Source organism: Hymenobacter coccineus (assembly GCF_001816125.1).
GTDB classification, from domain to species: Bacteria; Bacteroidota; Bacteroidia; order Cytophagales; family Hymenobacteraceae; genus Hymenobacter; species Hymenobacter coccineus.
The window spans coordinates 1-16581 of record NZ_MDZA01000405.1 but is presented as its reverse complement, the minus strand read 5'-3'; the positions used below and the strand labels follow the sequence as shown (position 1 = coordinate 16581).

The window sequence follows — 16581 nt, the reverse complement described above, 5'->3', positions numbered from 1 at the left end:
AGCTTAGAAGGTGACCGAGAAGCCCGTGTTGAGCAGGCGCTGCACAGGGTACTGGAGGCCGTTGCCGGAGGCTACCTCGGGGTCCACGTCGATGTCGTTGAGCGTGCTGAAGGTGAGCAGGTTGGTGGCGTTCACATACACGCGCACGCCCTGCATGCCCACCCGGCTCGTCAGGCTTTTGGGCAGGTTGTAGCCCAGCTCAATGTTGCGCAGGCGGACGTAGCGCACCGTCTTAATCCAGAAGTCGTTGTTGCGGAAGTTGTTGCCGCCCCCATCGCGCCGGATGGAGGGGTACTTGCCGGGCACCCAGGGGCTGTCGGCGTTGTAGGGGTCGGCGTGGTGCCAGCGGTCCTCGAAGGTGTAGGCCGGCGAGGTGCCGTTGTTCTGGAACGGAATCAGCAGCTCGTAGGCGCGCTGGAAGGTTTGCATCCCGGCGCCCACCACGTCGATGTTCAGGGAGAAGCCCTTGTAGCCAAAGCTGGTGTTAAGTGCGTAGGTCACGAGCGGCTGCCCGCCCTGGAGGTAGCCAATGGGGCGCTCATCGAGGTTGTTAATTACCCCGTCGCCGTTCACGTCCTTGTAAATCAGGTCGCCGGGCAGTTGGGTGCGGTTGCCCTGGTTGTCGTTGTCTATTTTGTGGTCGTCGATCTGCTGCTGCGACTGGAACTGCCCGTCCACCTGGTAGCCCCAGCCGATATCGCCCCAGCGGCCTTCGTAGCCGTTGCGGTAGCGGTCGTACGAGTTGCCGAAGCGCTGGCCGTAGCTGATGTCGAAGCGGCGGGCCAGGGTGGCGTGGGCCCCCACCGAGTAGGTGAAGCCACTGGCCGTGCCGCCCGCGTAGGTCAGGCCGCCTTCCAGGCCCTTGGTTTCGTCGGAGTTGCGGTTTTCCTGGTTCAGCGAGTAGCCCACTTCCTGGGGCAGCACCACGTTGGGGTTGAGGCCCGGCAGGCCTTCGCGGCGGCGCCTGAAAATGTCAAACGTGCCCGCCAGCTTGCCCCCGAACAGGCCAAAGTCGAGGCCTACGTTGATCGTCTTGTTGCGTACCCACGAGAGGGTAGTAATGGGCAGGCCGCGTGGGCGCACCCCAATGGTGTAGTTGCCGTTAAGCACCGAAGCGCCCGAGCCGAAGTCGTAGCCCTGGTAGTAGCTGTAGGGGGCTAGCACGTTTGCCCCTATGTAGGGGTCGCTGCCCGTGAGGCCGTAGCTGCCGCGCAACTTCAGTTCGGTGAGCACCCGGCCGATGCCGTTGTTTTTGATGAATGACTCCTCGGCAATGCGATAGCCGGCCGTAACGGCGGGGAAGAAGCCGTAGCGGCTGCCGGGCGCAAACAGCCACGAGCCGTCGTAGCGGCCCAGCACCTCGGCCAGGTACTTCTGCTTGTAGTTGTAGCCCACGCGGCCCACGTAGCCCGCGCGCGCCGTTTCATTTATCTCGTCGTAGAGGTAATCCTGGTTCGAGAAGTACTGGATCGGAATGGTGTTGTTGGGCGGCACCGTGTGCACCACGTTGTAGCGATTATCGCTGTCGAAGCGTTCGTAGGCCGCCGTGGCCGTCAGGCCGTGGTCCCCAAACTGTTTCACGTAGTTGGCCTGCAGCTGCCCAAAGCGCTCGATGACGGCGCGGCGGTGCGTTTCCCGCCAGGGGTTCTGGTTGCCGCCCGTCTGGTCATAGTTCTGGGTGGTGGGGTTGTAGGTGTAGGCGTTGTAGGTGTACTCGAAGCCACTGTAGGTGTTGGCCGTGTAGCTATACGAGCCGGTGGCCCGCACGCTCAGCCCGAAATCAAAGTCGTACTGCCCGTACAGGTTGGCCTTGGCGGCCCGGTAATCGTCGTCGCCGTAGCCCGTAACCGCCTCTTTGTAGGTGGCCGGGTTCACGTTCACGCTGTGCGTATTGTTGATGTAGGCAGGGTTGTCGTTGGCGTAGGAGGCCTCGGTGGGCCACATCGAAAATACGCTCAGTAGCGGGTTGAAATAGTCGTCGATGCCCGGCACGCCCACGGTGTGGCGGCGCTCCAGGCGGCCGGAAATCTGGGTGCCGATGCGCAGCTTGGGGGTCACCTTGGCTTCCAGGTTCGACTGGATGTTGTAGCGGCGGAAAAAGTAATCCTCCAGCAGGGCCTTTTGGTCAAGGTAGCTGCCCGAGAGGTAGTAGCTCACGTTGTCACTCGAGCCCGATACGCTGGCGTTGCCGTACAGCTGCGGCACGTTGGGCCGGAAAATCTCCTTGTAGTAGTCGTAGCTTTTGTAGCCCGCCTCGGTGCCCTGGCGCCACTTCTCCAGCTCGTCGGCCGTCAGAATTTTGCCCGATACGGGGTCCTTCACGGGGTTGGGCGCGCGGTGCTGCTGTTCGGCGTTGTTTTGCTCCGACTCCACCAGCGCCCGCTGGTGCTGGTAGGCATTGGCCGGGTGCGGGTAAGTGGTGAAGTTTTGGACGCCGTAATAGCCGTTGAGGCTAATCACCGGCTTGCCCAGCTTGCCGCGCTTGGTGGTAACCAGGATAACGCCGTTGGCGGCGCGCATGCCGTAAATGGCGGCTGAGGCATCCTTGAGCACCGATACGCTCTCAATGTCGTTCAGGCCCAGGTTGTTGAACGCCCCCACGTCTGACTGCACCCCGTCGATGACGTAGAGCGGGTCGCCGAGGTTGCGGATCTGGATGCTGGTGCCGTTGCCGGGGCGGGCGTCGGCCTGGCGGCCCGTTACGCCCGGAATGCGGCCCACCAGGGCCGACGTAGCGGCCACGGCCGGGGTGCGCACCAGCTCCGCATCGCTCACCTTGCCCACGGCCCCGGTAATGGTGGCCCGCGACTGCGTGCCGTAGCCCACCACCACCACGTCGTCCAGGGAGGTATCCTCTGCCTCCAGCTTCACGGCCACGCGCTCGTTGCCCGTCACGGGGATTTCCTGCCTTTTGAAGCCGACGAATGAAATCACCAGCACGGAGCCCGAATCGGGCACTTTCAGCCGGAAACGCCCTTGCTCGTCGGTGACGGACCCTTTGGAGGTGCCCTTCAGCAGCACGTTGACGCCCGGCAGCGGCTCGCCCTTGGAATCAGTAACGGTGCCCTGCACCTCAATCTCGGCCGCTACCGGCCGAGCCGTTTCCAGTAGAAATGGAGAATTAGACCTGAAGGGCTTGCCAGGGGCCCCAAAAGCCACGCCGAAGGAAGCGCACCAAGCCAGCGGAACCAACGAATAGCGGAAAGCATACTGTGCTTTCCAAACGGGTAGAAAACTTCCCATGTGGTGAAGATTGAGTGAGTTGCAAACATACCACAATCGTTTGTGCTTAAACAAAGGTTTGTTTAAAATCAGGCTTCCTAGTAAGGAGCGACGCCATTGATCGAAGGAAATAAAGAATTGATTTACAGAAATATATGTTTAAAAAAGCTGATGGATAAAGAAAAATATTTTGAATGTCTCCTTTGTAATATTGTATGAAACCAATTTTTCTGTGTTCAAACAGGTGTAAATCGGTAATTACAGCCAGCTTAGGGAAATACAAGCACGCTGGAAATAGCCGAAACATTGCCTGTTTTGGTTTAGAAGACTATAAAAAAGCCCTTAATACTTACCAGCAAACTTGATAATTTGTTGACTTTTTAGGCGCTCATATAGTGGAACAAACGTTTGCATTCATCGCTCAAGAAATTCTGATTTGGGCCGCGCAGTATTTCGTCGGCTGAGCACAGTGTGCAGCAACTACAGGATTTGGCGCGAACAGTCCGCCGTGTGGCTCCAGAGCCTAAGGCCCCACCGCGCCACCGGGGCCCTGGCGGGCTGGTTCGGTGCGGTTGAGCAAGGGGCGTAGTTTTAAGGCAGATTTCAAAAAAAGAGTTGATTCTAACCGAAATTGAGGCTCGGCTGCACAGCAGCATTTCCATGGCATTAGCTTGGCCCTTGGTTTTCTTTACGCCCATGAAAAACTTTCTACCCTTGCTGGCTGCCCTGGCCCTGGCCCCGCTGGCCGCCGGGCCCAAACGGCCCCCGCCCCGCGCCCCCTGAACCTGCGCGACCTGGCCCAAATGCGCGACGTGGCCGACCCCAACCTCTCGCCCGACGGGGCCTGGGTGGCCTACTCCGTGGCCCGCGTGGACACGGCCACCGACAAGCGCGACGCCGACATCTGGATGGCCCGCACCGACGGCAGCCAGAACCTGCGCGTGACCACCAATCCGGCCAGCGAAAGCAAGCCCCGCTTCAGCCCCGACGGCAAGTACCTGAGCTTCGTGTCGAGCCGCGGCGAGGACGACGGCGGCAACGCCCAGCTCTGGCTGCTGAACCGCGCCGGGGGCGAGGCCGAGAAGGTGACCAAGCTCAAGGGCAGCGTGTCGGACTACGTGTGGAGCCCCGACGGCCAGCGCATCGCCATGATCCTCAAGGACGCCGACCCCGATTCGCTCACTGCCGCCCAGAAAGCCAAGAAGAAAACCGCGCCGCCCATCGTCATCGACCGCTTCCAGTTTAAGCAGGACGTGGACGGCTACCTCAACCAGCAGCGCCAGCACCTGTACGTGTTCGACGTGGCCACGCGCCGGCTCGTGTGCCTCACCCCGGGGCCCTACGACGAGCACCTGCCCGCCTGGAGCCCCGACGGCAAGCAGCTGGCCTTCAGCAGCAAGCGGGGCCCCGACCCCGACCGCCACGACAACTACGACCTGTTCCTGATTGACGCCAAAGCCGGGGCCCAAGCCCGGCCGCTGCTCGCCACCGACGTGCCCGAGAGCGCGCCCAACTACGGCAGCCGCCCCGCCTGGAGCCCCGACGGCCGCCGCCTCGCCTTCGTGCAAGGGGGCCCCAAGGAGCAGCTCGTGTACGCCCTGCACCAGCTGATGGTGGTGGACGTGGCCGGGGGCCCCGCCCGCGCCCTCACCGCCGGGCTGGACCGCAACACCACCCAGCCCGAGTGGGCCCCCGACGGCAAAAGCCTCTACTTCCTGCTCGAAGACGACCGCGCCGAGTCGCTGATGCGGGTGCCGGCCGCCGGCGGCAAGCCGGAGAAAGTACTGGCGGGAGCCCGCCAGGTGGGTGACTTCGCCCTGGCCAGCAAAGGCCAGCTCGTGGTGCTCAGCAGCCAGCCCCAGCAGCCCACCGAGGTGTTTGCCCTCGACAAAAAAGGGGCCCTGCGGCCGCTCTCGAAGCAAAATGACGCGTGGCTGAAGGGCGTCACGCTGGGCGCCGTCGAACCCATTCAGGCCAAGAGCAAGGACGGGACGATGGTGAGCGGCTTCACCATCAAGCCGGTGGGCTACCAGGCGGGCCGCAAGTACCCCACCATTTTGCGCATCCACGGGGGCCCCGTGGCGCAGTTCGGCTACGGCTTTGCTTTTGAGTGGCAGTACTTTGCCGCCAACGGCTACGTGGTGGTGGTGGCCAACCCGCGCGGCAGCTCGGGCCGGGGCCTGGAGTACAGCAAGGCCATTTTTGCCGATTGGGGCAACAAGGACACCGACGACGTGCTGGCCGTGGTGGATTATGCCGTCGCGCAGGGCCTGGCCGACCCCGACCGCCTGGGCGTGGGCGGCTGGAGCTACGGCGGCATCATGACCGACCAGGTTATTGCCCGCGACCAGCGCTTCAAGGCCGCCGTGAGCGGCGCCAGCATCGCCAACGTGCTGGCCGGCTACGGTACCGACCAGTACATCCGCGACTACGAAACCGAGCTGGGCACGCCCTGGAAAAACCCCGACGTGTACATGCGCGTCTCGTACCCTTTCTACCACGCCGACCGCATCAAAACGCCCACCCTGTTCGTGTGCGGCGAGAAAGATTTCAACGTGCCCCTGCTCAACACCGAGCAGATGTACCAAGCCCTCAAAAGCCTGAACGTGCCCACCCAGCTCGTCATCTACCCCGGCCAGTTCCACGGCGTCACCACGCCCAGCTACGTCAAGGACCGCTACGTGCGCTACCTGGGCTGGTACAACAAGTACCTCATGCCCAAGGGCACGGCCGCGGCCTCCGGTCAATAGCGCAAACTTTGTGTCTCGCTTCGGAGCAGGGCTTGGATGAACTCACGCCAGGCGCTGTTTGTAAGCATTATCCACTTGTATCTTGCGTCATGCGCCAAGTTATCCTCACCGTCCCCGACGAGTTTTACGCGCCCTTTATGAAACTGGTAAAGGCGCTGCCGTTCTCCATCAAAGCCAAGCCCATAGCCCCGCCCAAGCCCAAGCAGTACACGCCCGAGCAGCAGGAATGGATTGATGATTTCCGTGAGGCGCTCCACGAAGTGGAGCTACACCAGCAGGGGAAAATCAAGTTAAAAACGCTTGATGAACTTATCAATGAGCTTTGAATTAGTCATTACCGACAGTTTCGAGCGGAGTGCTAAATCATTAGCAAAGCGTTTTAAGTCGTCTTTCAAAGCGGACATTATTCAGCTACGTGCCGAGTTACTGTCTGACCCACGCACGGGCGAGCCATTGGGCCGAGACTGCTACAAAGTACGTGTTCGGATTGCGTCGAAGGGAAAAGGCAAAAGTGGCGGTGCCCGCGCAATTACCTGCGTTAAAATAATTGGTGAGCAAATTTTTCTGCTCACGATTTATGATAAATCGGAACAGGAATCCATTTCCGATAAAGAGCGCGACGAATTGCTACGCGAAAATGAATTGCTGTAGAAAACAAAAAAGCCCACTGCAATTGCAGCGGGCTTTTTTATGCCTAAAAACTACTTGAAAGAGAACGTCATGCCGAGCGCAGCCGAAGCATCTCTACCACGCAAGTAATCCTAATAATTGAGTTTACTTACGCGGTAGAGATGCCTCGGCTGCGCTCGGCATGACGTTCTTATTGGCTAGCTGCTTTGCCTCATATGCTTGCTGCTGCCAGGTTACGCTTACACCACCACGTTCACCATGCGGCCGGGGACTACCACCACTTTCTTCACGGCTTTGCCTTCGCCGAAGCGGGTGAGGAAGTCCGATTCGCGGATGGCGGTTTCAATTTCGGCGGCAGTGGCGGTGGCGGCGAATTGGCGCTGGTCGCGCACTTTGCCGTTGATGGCCACGGGGTAGGTCACGTTGGCTTCCACCAGGAATTCCTCGCGGAACTCGGGGTAGGCGGCCTCGCTGATGCTGCCGGGCGCGTGGCCCAGCTCGGCCCACAGCTCCTCGGCCAGGTGCGGGGCAAACGGGGAGAGCAGCAGCGTGAGCGGCTCCAGCACGGCGCGCTTGTGGGTGCCGAGGGCCGTCAGCTCGTTCACGGCAATCATGAAGGTGCTGACGCTGGTGTTGAAACTGAACTTGTCGATGTCGTGCGCCACTTTTTGGATGACGCGGTGCAGAGTCTTCAGCTCGGCGGGCGTGGCGGGTTCGTCCGTCACGGCCAGGGCCCCATCCTCGGGGTGGAAGAGGCGCCAGAACTTCTTGAGGAAGCTGCCCACGCCCGTGATGCCGTTGGTATTCCACGGCTTGAACTGCTCCAGGGGCCCTAGGAACATTTCGTACAGCCGCAGCGCATCCGCGCCGAATTTGTCAATCAACACGTCGGGGTTAACGACGTTATATTTTGACTTCGACATTTTCTCGACGTCGGATGCAGTCAAGAAAACATCTGAACCACCGAACGGAAACTTAGTGAAACTCCCGTTCTGCCAGTAGCCACCAGCGCAGACAAAAACGGCATTTTTCAAGTCAGGATGCGATGCTGAGTACTTGTTGAGGTCAAGCTTGTTGCTGTCAACCTGCGAAATATCAACGTGTAATGCAGTCAACGTTCCTTCGCTAACCCCAGGCGTCGAACGGAATCTGTCGCTGATGTCTTGGCTTACAAAAACGTTTTTCGTCGGCAACTCAAGCGGTAGCTCCATTGAAGAGAACTTCAACTTAGTGAAAGGAGCATCTAGAATTGCTTTTGTTTCATTTGTCGCAGCCTCAGATGTCGAAGCTGGCAGAACATGGCCTAAGCGAAGGATTTTTTCTGAAACCCCCAAAATCATCCCCTGATTGATCAGCTTCTGGAACGGCTCGGTACCGGTTACCAAGCCTAGGTCTTTTAGGAATAGGTACCAGAAGCGCGAGTAGAGTAGGTGGCCGGTGGCGTGCTCGGCGCCGCCCATGTAGAGGTCCACTTGGCCCCAGTATTTCTCGGCTTCCTCGCCCACGAAACGGTCGGCGTTTTCGGGGTCCATGTAGCGGAGGTAGTACCAGCTGGAGCCGGCCCAGCCGGGCATGGTGCTCAGCTCGAACTCGTGCTGGCCGCGGTACTTCCAGTCGGTGGCGCGGCCCAGGGGCGGCTCGCCGTGCTCGGTGGGCTTGTACTCGTCGATTTCGGGGAGCACGAGCGGCAGGTCGGCCTCGGCCACGCCGTAGGCGGTGCCGTCCTTGTAGTACACCGGGATGGGCTCGCCCCAGTAGCGCTGGCGGCCGAAAATGGCGTCGCGCAGGCGGAAATTCACTTTGCCCTTGCCGAGGGCCTTCTCTTCGAGGAAGGCGATGAGGGTGGCGGTGGCCTCCTTGTAGCCCATGCCGTTGACGATGCCCGAGTTGATGTAGCGGCCTTCCTTGGTGGGGTCGGCTTGCTGGTCAAGGTCCTTTTGGGCGTCCGAAATGGCCGGGATGGGCAGGTCGAAGTGCTGGGCGAAGAGGTAGTCGCGCTGGTCGCCGCTGGGCACGGCCATCACGGCGCCGGTGCCGTAGCCGGCTAGCACGTAGTCGGCGAGCCAGATGGGCACGGGGGCCCCATCGACGGGGTTGGCGGCGTAGGCCCCCGTAAACACGCCCGACACGTGCTTGACGTCCGACATCCGGTCGCGCTCCGAGCGGCGCTTGGTGGCGGCGATGTACTCGTCCACGGCGGCGCGCTGGCCGGGCGCGGTGAGGGTGTCCACCAGCTCGTGCTCGGGGGCTAACACCAGGAACGTGGCGCCGTAAATGGTGTCGACGCGGGTGGTATACACCTTAATGTCAGCGCCTGCGTGGCCCTGCACGGGGAAGGTGACCTCGGCCCCGATGCTCTTGCCAATCCAGTTGCGCTGCATCTCCTTCACGGCGTCGGGCCAGTCCAGGGTGTTGAGACCCTGGAGCAAGCGGTCGGCGTAGGCGGTGATGCGCAAGTTCCACTGCGGCATGAGGCGGCGCTCGACGGGGTAGCCGCCGCGCTCCGAGAGGCCGTCCTTCACCTCGTCGTTGCTGAGCACCGTGCCCAGGCCGGCGCACCAGTTCACGTAGGTGTCCTGCTGGTAGGCCAGGCGGTAGGGGAGGATGGCGGCCAGCTTTTGCTTCTCGCCCATCAGCTGCCACTGGCCGGCCGAAAAGTCGTGGCGGTCCTCGGCCTCGCCGGCGGCGCGCACGCCCGCGCTGCCGCTCGCGGCAAATTTCTCCTGCAAGGTGCGGATGTGCTCGGCCCGATCGGTGTCGAGGTTGTACCAGCTATTGAAGAGCTGGAGAAAAATCCACTGCGTCCACTTGTAGTACTGCGGGTCGGAGGTGCGCACCTCGCGGCTCCAGTCGTAGCTGAAGCCCAGCTGCTGGAGCTGCCGGATGTAGGTTTCGATGTTCTGCTCCGTCGTCACGGCCGGGTGCTGGCCGGTCTGGATGGCGTACTGCTCGGCGGGCAGGCCAAACGAGTCGAACCCCATGGGGTGCAGCACGTTGCGGCCCTGCAAGCGCTGGTAGCGGGCCACAATGTCGGAGGCGATGTAGCCCAGCGGGTGCCCCACGTGCAGCCCCGCCCCGGACGGGTAGGGGAACATGTCGAGCACGTAGTACTTCGGCTTGCTGGAGTGGTTGTAGGCCTTGAAAGTCTGGTGCGTTTTCCAGTGGGCTTGCCACTTTTTTTCAATCTCCTGGGGGCTGTAGACGGGCATTTCTTCGCTGGTTGAATCAAGCAAAGGTAAAACAAACGGCGGCGGGGGCCCTAGCTTGGCGTCTGCTGGTCGTCCGTTCGCTTGCTGCACGGTGCTGGGGGCCCTGCCGATTAAGCGTAGCTTTGCTTCACTGTGCGGTAGTATCCCGCCAACCACGGTGCTCATTTTGGCTTCGGCTGAAACGAGCGAAGCCCGTGGCTGGCACCACGGGCTTCGAGAAATGGGTGATTTGTTTCACTCCCTAATCTTAGAACGATGGGAAACAAACCAAACGGCGGCGGCGATTACGTGGTAATCGTCGTCAGGCTCCCGGTTAAGCTGCTATTGCGGCTTGGTCGGTGGCTAGTGTTGGCTGGCGGCACTTACGTGCTGCTGCACCACTAACCAGTAGCCGGCGGGGAGGGTACGCGCCCTTCCCGCTTGGGGCTGTAACGTGGGCCCAGCCACCAGGAGTTGCGCAAAGATGCAAATATTTTCAGGAAAGCATTGGCTTGCCCGTCGGGGTGGGAAGTGGCTGCTGTAGCGCGAACTTTGTAGTTCGCGTTGCTCGCTTCGTCCTGCCGATTGATCGTGTGGCGACGCGAACTACAAAGTTCGCGCTACCGTTGCGCTACTACTTATGGCCCGCATTCCCAAAGAGTTAGTTGACCAAATAATTCAAACCGCCGACATTGTGGAAGTCGTCGGCGACTTTGTGCAACTCAAGCGCAAGGGCCAGAACCTGTGGGCCCCGTGCCCGTTCCACAACGAAAAATCGCCGTCGTTTTCCGTCAACCCGGCCAAGGGGTTGTACAAGTGCTTCGGCTGCGGCAAGGCCGGCGGCGTGGTGCAGTTCGTGATGGACGTGGAGGGCACGTCCTACGTGGAGGCCCTGAAGTACCTGGCCAAGAAGTACGCCATCACCATTCAGGAGGAGGAAAAAACGCCCCAGCAGCAGCAGGAGCAGAACGAGCGCGATTCGCAGTTCATTGTATCCAACTGGACCAAAGACCATTACCACCGCCTGCTGCAAAACACCGAGGAGGGCATGAGCGTGGGCTACGGCTACCTCAAGGAGCGCGGCCTGAACCTGGCCACCATCCAAACCTTCGAGCTGGGCTACTCGCTCGACCAGTGGGACGACCTACTGAAGAGCGCCACCGCGGCCGGCTACGAGCTGAAATACCTGGAAAAAACGGGCCTCGTCGTCAAGCGCGAGGACGACCAGGGGCACGACACCGGCCGGCGCTACGACCGGTTCCGAGGCCGGGTGATGTTCCCGATCCACAACATTTCGGGCCGCGTGGTGGGCTTCGGGGCCCGCACCCTGAAGCGCGACGACAAGATGGCGAAGTACCTCAACTCGCCCGAGTCGGAGATTTACCACAAGTCGGACGTACTCTACGGGCTGTTTCAGGCGCGCCAGGCCATTCGGCAGGAGGAGGTGTGCTACCTCGTGGAAGGCTACTTGGACGTGCTGAGCCTGTACCAGGGCGGCATCAAAAACGTGGTGGCCTCGTCGGGTACGTCGCTCACCGAGGGCCAAATCCGGCTCATCAAGCGGTATTCCGACAACGTGACGGTGCTTTACGACGGAGACGCGGCCGGCATCAAGGCCAGCTTGCGCGGCACCGACTTGCTGCTCGAAGGCGGCCTGAACGTGCGCGTGGTGCTGTTTCCGGATGGCGACGACCCCGACAGCTACATCCGCAAGGTGGGCGACCAGCGCTTCGCCGAGTACATCGAGCAGCAAAGCCAGGACTTCATCACCTTCAAAACCACGCTGGTGGCCCGCGACGCGGCCGGCGACCCGGTGAAGAAGGCCGAGGCCATCCGGCAGGTGCTCACCAGCATCGCCAAGGTGCCCGACGCCATCAAGCGCCAGGTGTTTTTGCAGCAGACGTCGGCCGCGTTCGGCATCGACGAGCAGGTGCTCATCACCGAATACAACAAGCTGGTGAAGCCCGCCGGGGCCCCCCGCCCGGCCGAGGGTGGGGCCCCTAGCGGCGGCAACGGCGGCAGTAGCGGTGGGCGCCCCGCCCCGCCGGTAGCCGCCACCCGCGCCCTAACGGCCGAGGAGGAAGCCGAAGCCGCTATGTATGGCGCGTTTGAGCCCGGGGCCCCCGCTGCGGCATCGCCGGCCGCGTCCACAGAGGCCGATGAAGACGTCGCCCAGGTTGACCTGCTGAAAACCTGCGAGCGCGAGGTGCTGCGCCTGCTGGTGCTATACGCTGCCCGTGAGGTAGATACTGACGTGAGCGTAGCCCAGTACCTGCTGGGCCAGCTAGAGGAGGAGCCGTTCAAAACGCCGCTCTACGCCGAGCTGTGGGCTCTGTGCCGCGAAGAGCTGCTGGCCGGCCGCTTCCCCGAGGCGCGGCAGCTGGGCCAGCACCAGCGGGCCGACATCCGCCTGCTGGTTTCGGACCTGGCCACCGAGCGCTACGACATCAGCCCCAACTGGCGGGTGAAGGAAATCTACGTTTTCAACGAAGTGGACCTGCCCAAAGTGGCCTGCGATAACGCCGTGCTGCGCCTTAACAAGTGCCACGTGCAGCGCGAGCTGAACCGCCGCCTCGAAACCCTGCGCCAACCCCTGCTCGACGACGCCGAACTGTTTGAGAACCTGCGCGCCATCAAGGACCTAAAGCAGCTCGATAACCAGCTGGCGGCGCTGCTGGGCACGGTGATTCCGCGCGGCGCTTAGGCCTTAAGCCAGGCCCCGCGCTTGAAGTGCTGCGTGGGGGCCCGCAAATCGCAAGCCGCCTTACTTAAGTTTTTTCAGCGAGCGTTTGGTTTCGCGGTGCGCGCGCTTGATGCCGGCGTTGAGCTTCTTCTGGTTGGATTTAGTAAGCTTGGCGGGGGCCATGTTTACCACGGTTAGTGGGCCGCCGGGTTGCATGGTGAATGGTACCTCAGCCGCGCCATCGTAGGCGGCCACGGCGGCCACGGGCCCCGCATCGGCCGGCACGGTGAAAAAAAAGAGGCCTCCCGCGTTGGTGGCGCAGGTTTGCTTGGTGTGCACCAGCCGCACCACGGCGCCGCCTAGGGGCCCCTTTGGCGTGTCGATGCGTCCGGTCAAGGTAACATTAGCCGGGGCGGCCGACGCGGCGGCAACCGCAGCGGCCGGCTGCGCCTGCGCCCGGGCCGGGCCCGCCCACACAACGCAAACCGCTACGAAGCAAGTGCAAGAGATAAAGCGCGCAATCATGGTGGGAATTGTATAACGTGGTAAGAATATTGAATCGAAAAATAAAAGAATGCCCAGCGCTGGGAACGAACCAACCAGTGCTGAATATATTAAATCTAGAAAAAATTAAAAGTGCAAATAGCCTCGCTTAATGGCAAAGAGAACAAAAATAAAACTATTTTGAATAAATAAAGCGAAAAATAATCTTAAATACGAATTAATGACTTAATAAATTGTATTAACCCTGATTGCCTTCAGGGTTGTAAAATAAATAATTCCCCATGGAACATAAGTTTATTGCTAACGAAGGTGACCCCCAGGGCCCTGTCATCACCTGCACGGCTGGGGCCAGCTAGCGTAGGCCCAGCTCGGCAAACCGGCGCTTGCCGCGAGCGAAATAGGCCCAGACCACGCTGCCAGCCCAGGCCCCTGGGCGCTGCGCCACGCGCAGGTGGGGCCCCGCTGCGGCGCGGCGGGCGCGCCAATACGCGCGCTTTTGGTAGAAGTGCCAGTGGGCGCGGGCCACGGCGCGGGCGTCGGCCAGTTGGCCACCCGCCAGAAAGCGCAGGCCGGCCACCCAATCCAGCATCAGGCGCTGGGCCAGGGGCCCCGTCAGTTCGCCAGGAGCCGCGTTTTTGTAAAGCAGGGCCAGGCCGTTGCGGAAGTTGAGGTAGGTTTTGCGGGGGTTGGTTTTGGCCAGCGTGCCGCCGCCCACGTGGTGCACAGCGCTGCCGCCGTGGTACCACACCTCGTGGCCCGCGTTCTGGAGGCGCCAGCAGAAATCAATTTCCTCCATGTGGGCAAAAAACGCGGGCTCGAAGCCGCCCAAGGCGCGCCAGGCGCTGGCCCGTACCAGGCAGCAAGCGCCGCTGGCCCAGGCCACGGGGCGCGCGTCGTCGTACTGGCCGGCGTCCACTTCGGTGGTGTCGAAGAGACGGCCGCGGCAAAACGGGTAGGCCAGCCGGTCGAGGTAGCCGCCGCCGCCGCCGGCGTACTCAAACCGGGTAGGGTCGGCGTGGGCCAGGATTTTGGGCTGCACGGCGGCCACGCGCGGCTGCGCCACCAGCAGCGCCCGCAGGGGCCGCAGCCAACCGGCCGTCACGGCCACGTCGGAATTTAGCAGTACGTAGTATGGGCTATCCACCAGGGCCAGGGCGTGGTTGTAGCCCTCGCAAAAGCCGAAATTGCGCTCCAGCAGCAGCAGCTCCACGGTGGGGAAGTCGCGGGCCAGCAGCGCCACCGAGTCGTCGGTGCTAGCGTTGTCGGCCACCACCACCCGGGCCCCGTCGGCGTGCGCCACCACGCCGGGCAGGAAGCGGCGCAGGAAGTCCGCCCCGTTCCAGTTCAGCACCACGATGGCCACGTCGGCGCAGGCCCCGGCCCGGTTCGGAAAAGGTTGATTGACCGCCAAGGGCTCAGGCGCCGAAGTTGCCCAGGTCGAGGCCGGGGATGTTGGGCATCAGGCCGCTGGTGCGGCGCTGCATTTCCTGGCGGGCCTGCTCACCGGCGGCCTCCAGGGCCTTGTTGGCGGCGGCCACCACCAGGTCGGCCAGCATGTCGCGGTCCTGCACGGTGAGCAGGCTGTCGTCGATTTCAATCTTCAAGAGCTTGCGCTCGCCGTTGGCGGTGGCGCGCACTAGGCCGCCGCCGGCCTCGCCTGTGGCGGTGAGGTGTTGCATTTCCTGTTGGGCCTGCTGCATTTTTTCTTGCAGCTCCTTCACCTTGCCCATCATGCCCATCATGTCGAATGCCATAGCAAAAAGTCGTTATTGAGCCCATCTGGGCTGTGTTTTGAAAGAGAGTTGAGCGTCCTGGTAATACCGAAGCCCGCCCGTATATACCCGCGGGGCCCCTAATAAGTGCCCCGCCGGGCGCGGGCTGCAAAGGTAGCCGCGGCCGGCCGGCCGGTGCGCCGCCCCGCAAATGGGTTTATTTGCTGCTTCAACCACTTTTTGCTATGATGGTTTCCCTCTTGCTGGCCGGCGCCCTGGCTGCGGCCGATACTACGTACCCCGCGCCCAATGCCCGGGCGGTGGCGGCCCCCGGCGCGCAGCTTACGCTGGTAGCCAAGCAGTTCAAGTTCACCGAGGGCCCCGCGGTGGACCGCGCCGGCAACGTGTTCTTCACCGACCAGCCCAACGACAAAATCTGGAAGTACAGCACCGACGGCCGGCTGACGGTGTTTCTCTCGCCCTCGGGCCGGGCCAACGGGCTCGATTTTGACGCCAAGGGCAACCTGCTGGCCTGCGCCGATGCCCAAAACCAGCTCTGGTCCATCAGCCCCGCTGGCAAGGTAACGGTGCTGGCCGACGGCTTCGAGCAGCACCGCTTCAACGGGCCCAACGACCTGTGGGTGAACCCCAAGGGCGGCGGCATCTACTTCACCGACCCGTATTATCAGCGCGACTACTGGACGCGCAGCGCCCCCGACCTGGCCGCCCAAAACGTGTACTACCTGGCCCCCGGGGCCCCCGCGCCGGTGCTGGCCGCCGACCAGCTGCGCCAGCCCAACGGCATCGTGGGCACGCCCGACGGCCGCCAGCTGTTCGTGGCCGACATCCAGGCCAACAAAACCTACCGCTACCAAATTGGCCCCGACGGCCGCCTCAGTAACCGCCAGCTCTTCGTGGAGCAGGGTTCCGACGGCATGGCCCTCGATAGCGAGGGCAACCTCTACCTCACCGGCCAGGGCGTGACGGTGTACAGCGCCCAGGGCCAGAAAATTGCCCACATCGACGTGCCCGGGGCCTGGACGGGCAACGTCTGCTTCGCCGGCAAAGACCTGAAAACCCTGTTCATCACCGCCTCCGAAGCCGTGTACACGCTGCCCCTGCGAGTAAAAGGCTTGCGGTAGTAGCGTAGACTCTATGAGTCCGCGCGGCTGAACGATAATCGTTTAGGGCCCCCATTAACGCGCAGATTCGCAGCGCCCGCGCTACTGGCCGGCTAGCTGCTGCAAGTAAGCGCGGAACTCGGCGGTGTCGTAGTCGGCCATGCCTTCGTGGCGGATGGCCACGGTGCCATCGGGGCCCAAAATGAAGGTGGTGGGGATGGATTTGGTATTGAACACTTTGGGCAGCGGCGCGGCCGGGAAAAACACCGGAAACGTGTAGCCGGCCTGCTCCACCACGCGCCGGGCCCGGGTGGGGTTTTCGTCGAGCGACACCATCACGAAGGCCACGCGGGCGGTATCTACCTGGCTGTAGAGGTGCTGAAGCGCAGGCATCTCGGCGCGACAGGGCGGGCACCAGGTGGCCCACAGGTTCAGGACCACCACTTTGCCGGCGAAGCGACGCAGGTTGGTGGGGCGGCCGTCGAGGGTGTACAGCGGCGCATCGGGCAGCGGCCGGGGGCCCCCAGCGCGGATGGGCCGGGCGGTGGGCAGCGCGGGCCGCCACAGCCCGGTGGCCAGCAGGCCCCGTTGCAGCGTGCCCACCACGGGGGCCTTGAGGTCGGTGAAAAACACCACGGCCAGGCTGCCCCAAAGCAGGCCCTGGGTGAGGTTGGCGCGGTGGCGTTGGAAAAAGGCCATGGAAATTGGAGAAATTGTACTGTACCGCCAAGCTGTGCTGGCACCGCCGGGACCTTGCCTTGGGCCCCCAAG

At 62.3% G+C, this 16581-nt stretch carries 11 protein-coding genes; 5 read left to right on the top strand and 6 right to left on the bottom strand.

The features are described from left to right. Positions 1 to 3 precede the first annotated feature (3 nt). Positions 4 to 3192, bottom strand: a complete 3189-nt coding sequence (locus BEN49_RS18425; protein ID WP_239691998.1) for a SusC/RagA family TonB-linked outer membrane protein — start codon at positions 3190 to 3192, stop codon at positions 4 to 6. A gap of 701 nt (positions 3193 to 3893) precedes the next feature. Here BEN49_RS18425 and BEN49_RS18420 point away from each other — a divergent pair. The 3 genes from BEN49_RS18420 (at position 3894) to BEN49_RS25915 (ending at position 6623) form a co-directional block, all read left to right on the top strand. Continuing rightward, entirely contained in the window at positions 3894 to 5972 is a 2079-nt protein-coding gene (locus BEN49_RS18420; protein ID WP_239691997.1) for a S9 family peptidase, read from the top strand. Positions 5973 to 6061: 89 nt separating this feature from the next. Next, entirely contained in the window at positions 6062 to 6298 is a 237-nt protein-coding gene (locus BEN49_RS18415; RefSeq protein ID WP_070745912.1) for a hypothetical protein, read from the top strand. Continuing rightward, complete coding sequence (locus tag BEN49_RS25915; RefSeq protein WP_083326228.1) at positions 6288 to 6623, top strand: type II toxin-antitoxin system RelE/ParE family toxin; 336 nt, start codon at positions 6288 to 6290, stop codon at positions 6621 to 6623. The genes BEN49_RS18415 and BEN49_RS25915 overlap by 11 nt, the downstream gene beginning before the upstream one ends. A 218-nt stretch (positions 6624 to 6841) precedes the next feature. Here the strand turns inward: BEN49_RS25915 and BEN49_RS30640 are convergent, their stop codons facing one another. Next, the gene (locus BEN49_RS30640) at positions 6842 to 9811 is read right to left on the bottom strand and encodes a leucine--tRNA ligase (RefSeq protein ID WP_070745911.1); all 2970 of its coding nucleotides are present in this window, start codon (positions 9809 to 9811) and stop codon (positions 6842 to 6844) included. Between the two features lie 619 nt (positions 9812 to 10430). Here BEN49_RS30640 and dnaG point away from each other — a divergent pair. Continuing rightward, a complete protein-coding gene (gene dnaG, locus BEN49_RS18405; RefSeq protein ID WP_070745910.1) occupies positions 10431 to 12494 on the top strand; it encodes a DNA primase in 2064 nt (687 codons plus the stop codon). Between the two features lie 60 nt (positions 12495 to 12554). Here dnaG and BEN49_RS18400 read toward each other — a convergent pair whose 3' ends face one another. From BEN49_RS18400 to BEN49_RS18390, 3 genes are all read right to left on the bottom strand, one after another. Continuing rightward, complete coding sequence (locus BEN49_RS18400; RefSeq protein ID WP_125917010.1) at positions 12555 to 12869, bottom strand: hypothetical protein; 315 nt, start codon at positions 12867 to 12869, stop codon at positions 12555 to 12557. 460 nt (positions 12870 to 13329) lie between these two features. After that, positions 13330 to 14388 (bottom strand): glycosyltransferase family 2 protein, encoded by a 1059-nt coding sequence (locus BEN49_RS18395; protein ID WP_239691996.1) that lies wholly within the window; start codon positions 14386 to 14388, stop codon positions 13330 to 13332. Positions 14389 to 14392: 4 nt separating this feature from the next. Continuing rightward, positions 14393 to 14731, bottom strand: a complete 339-nt coding sequence (locus BEN49_RS18390) for a YbaB/EbfC family nucleoid-associated protein (RefSeq protein ID WP_070745908.1) — start codon at positions 14729 to 14731, stop codon at positions 14393 to 14395. A gap of 203 nt (positions 14732 to 14934) precedes the next feature. Here BEN49_RS18390 and BEN49_RS18385 point away from each other — a divergent pair, with 203 nt between their 5' ends. Then, positions 14935 to 15831, top strand: a complete 897-nt coding sequence (locus BEN49_RS18385) for an SMP-30/gluconolactonase/LRE family protein (RefSeq protein ID WP_070745907.1) — start codon at positions 14935 to 14937, stop codon at positions 15829 to 15831. 81 nt (positions 15832 to 15912) lie between these two features. On the opposite strand, the gene BEN49_RS18380 is transcribed toward BEN49_RS18385, so the two are convergent. Beyond that, positions 15913 to 16509, bottom strand: coding sequence for a TlpA family protein disulfide reductase (locus BEN49_RS18380; RefSeq protein WP_070745906.1), 597 nt, complete (start codon positions 16507 to 16509; stop codon positions 15913 to 15915). Positions 16510 to 16581 lie beyond the last annotated feature (72 nt).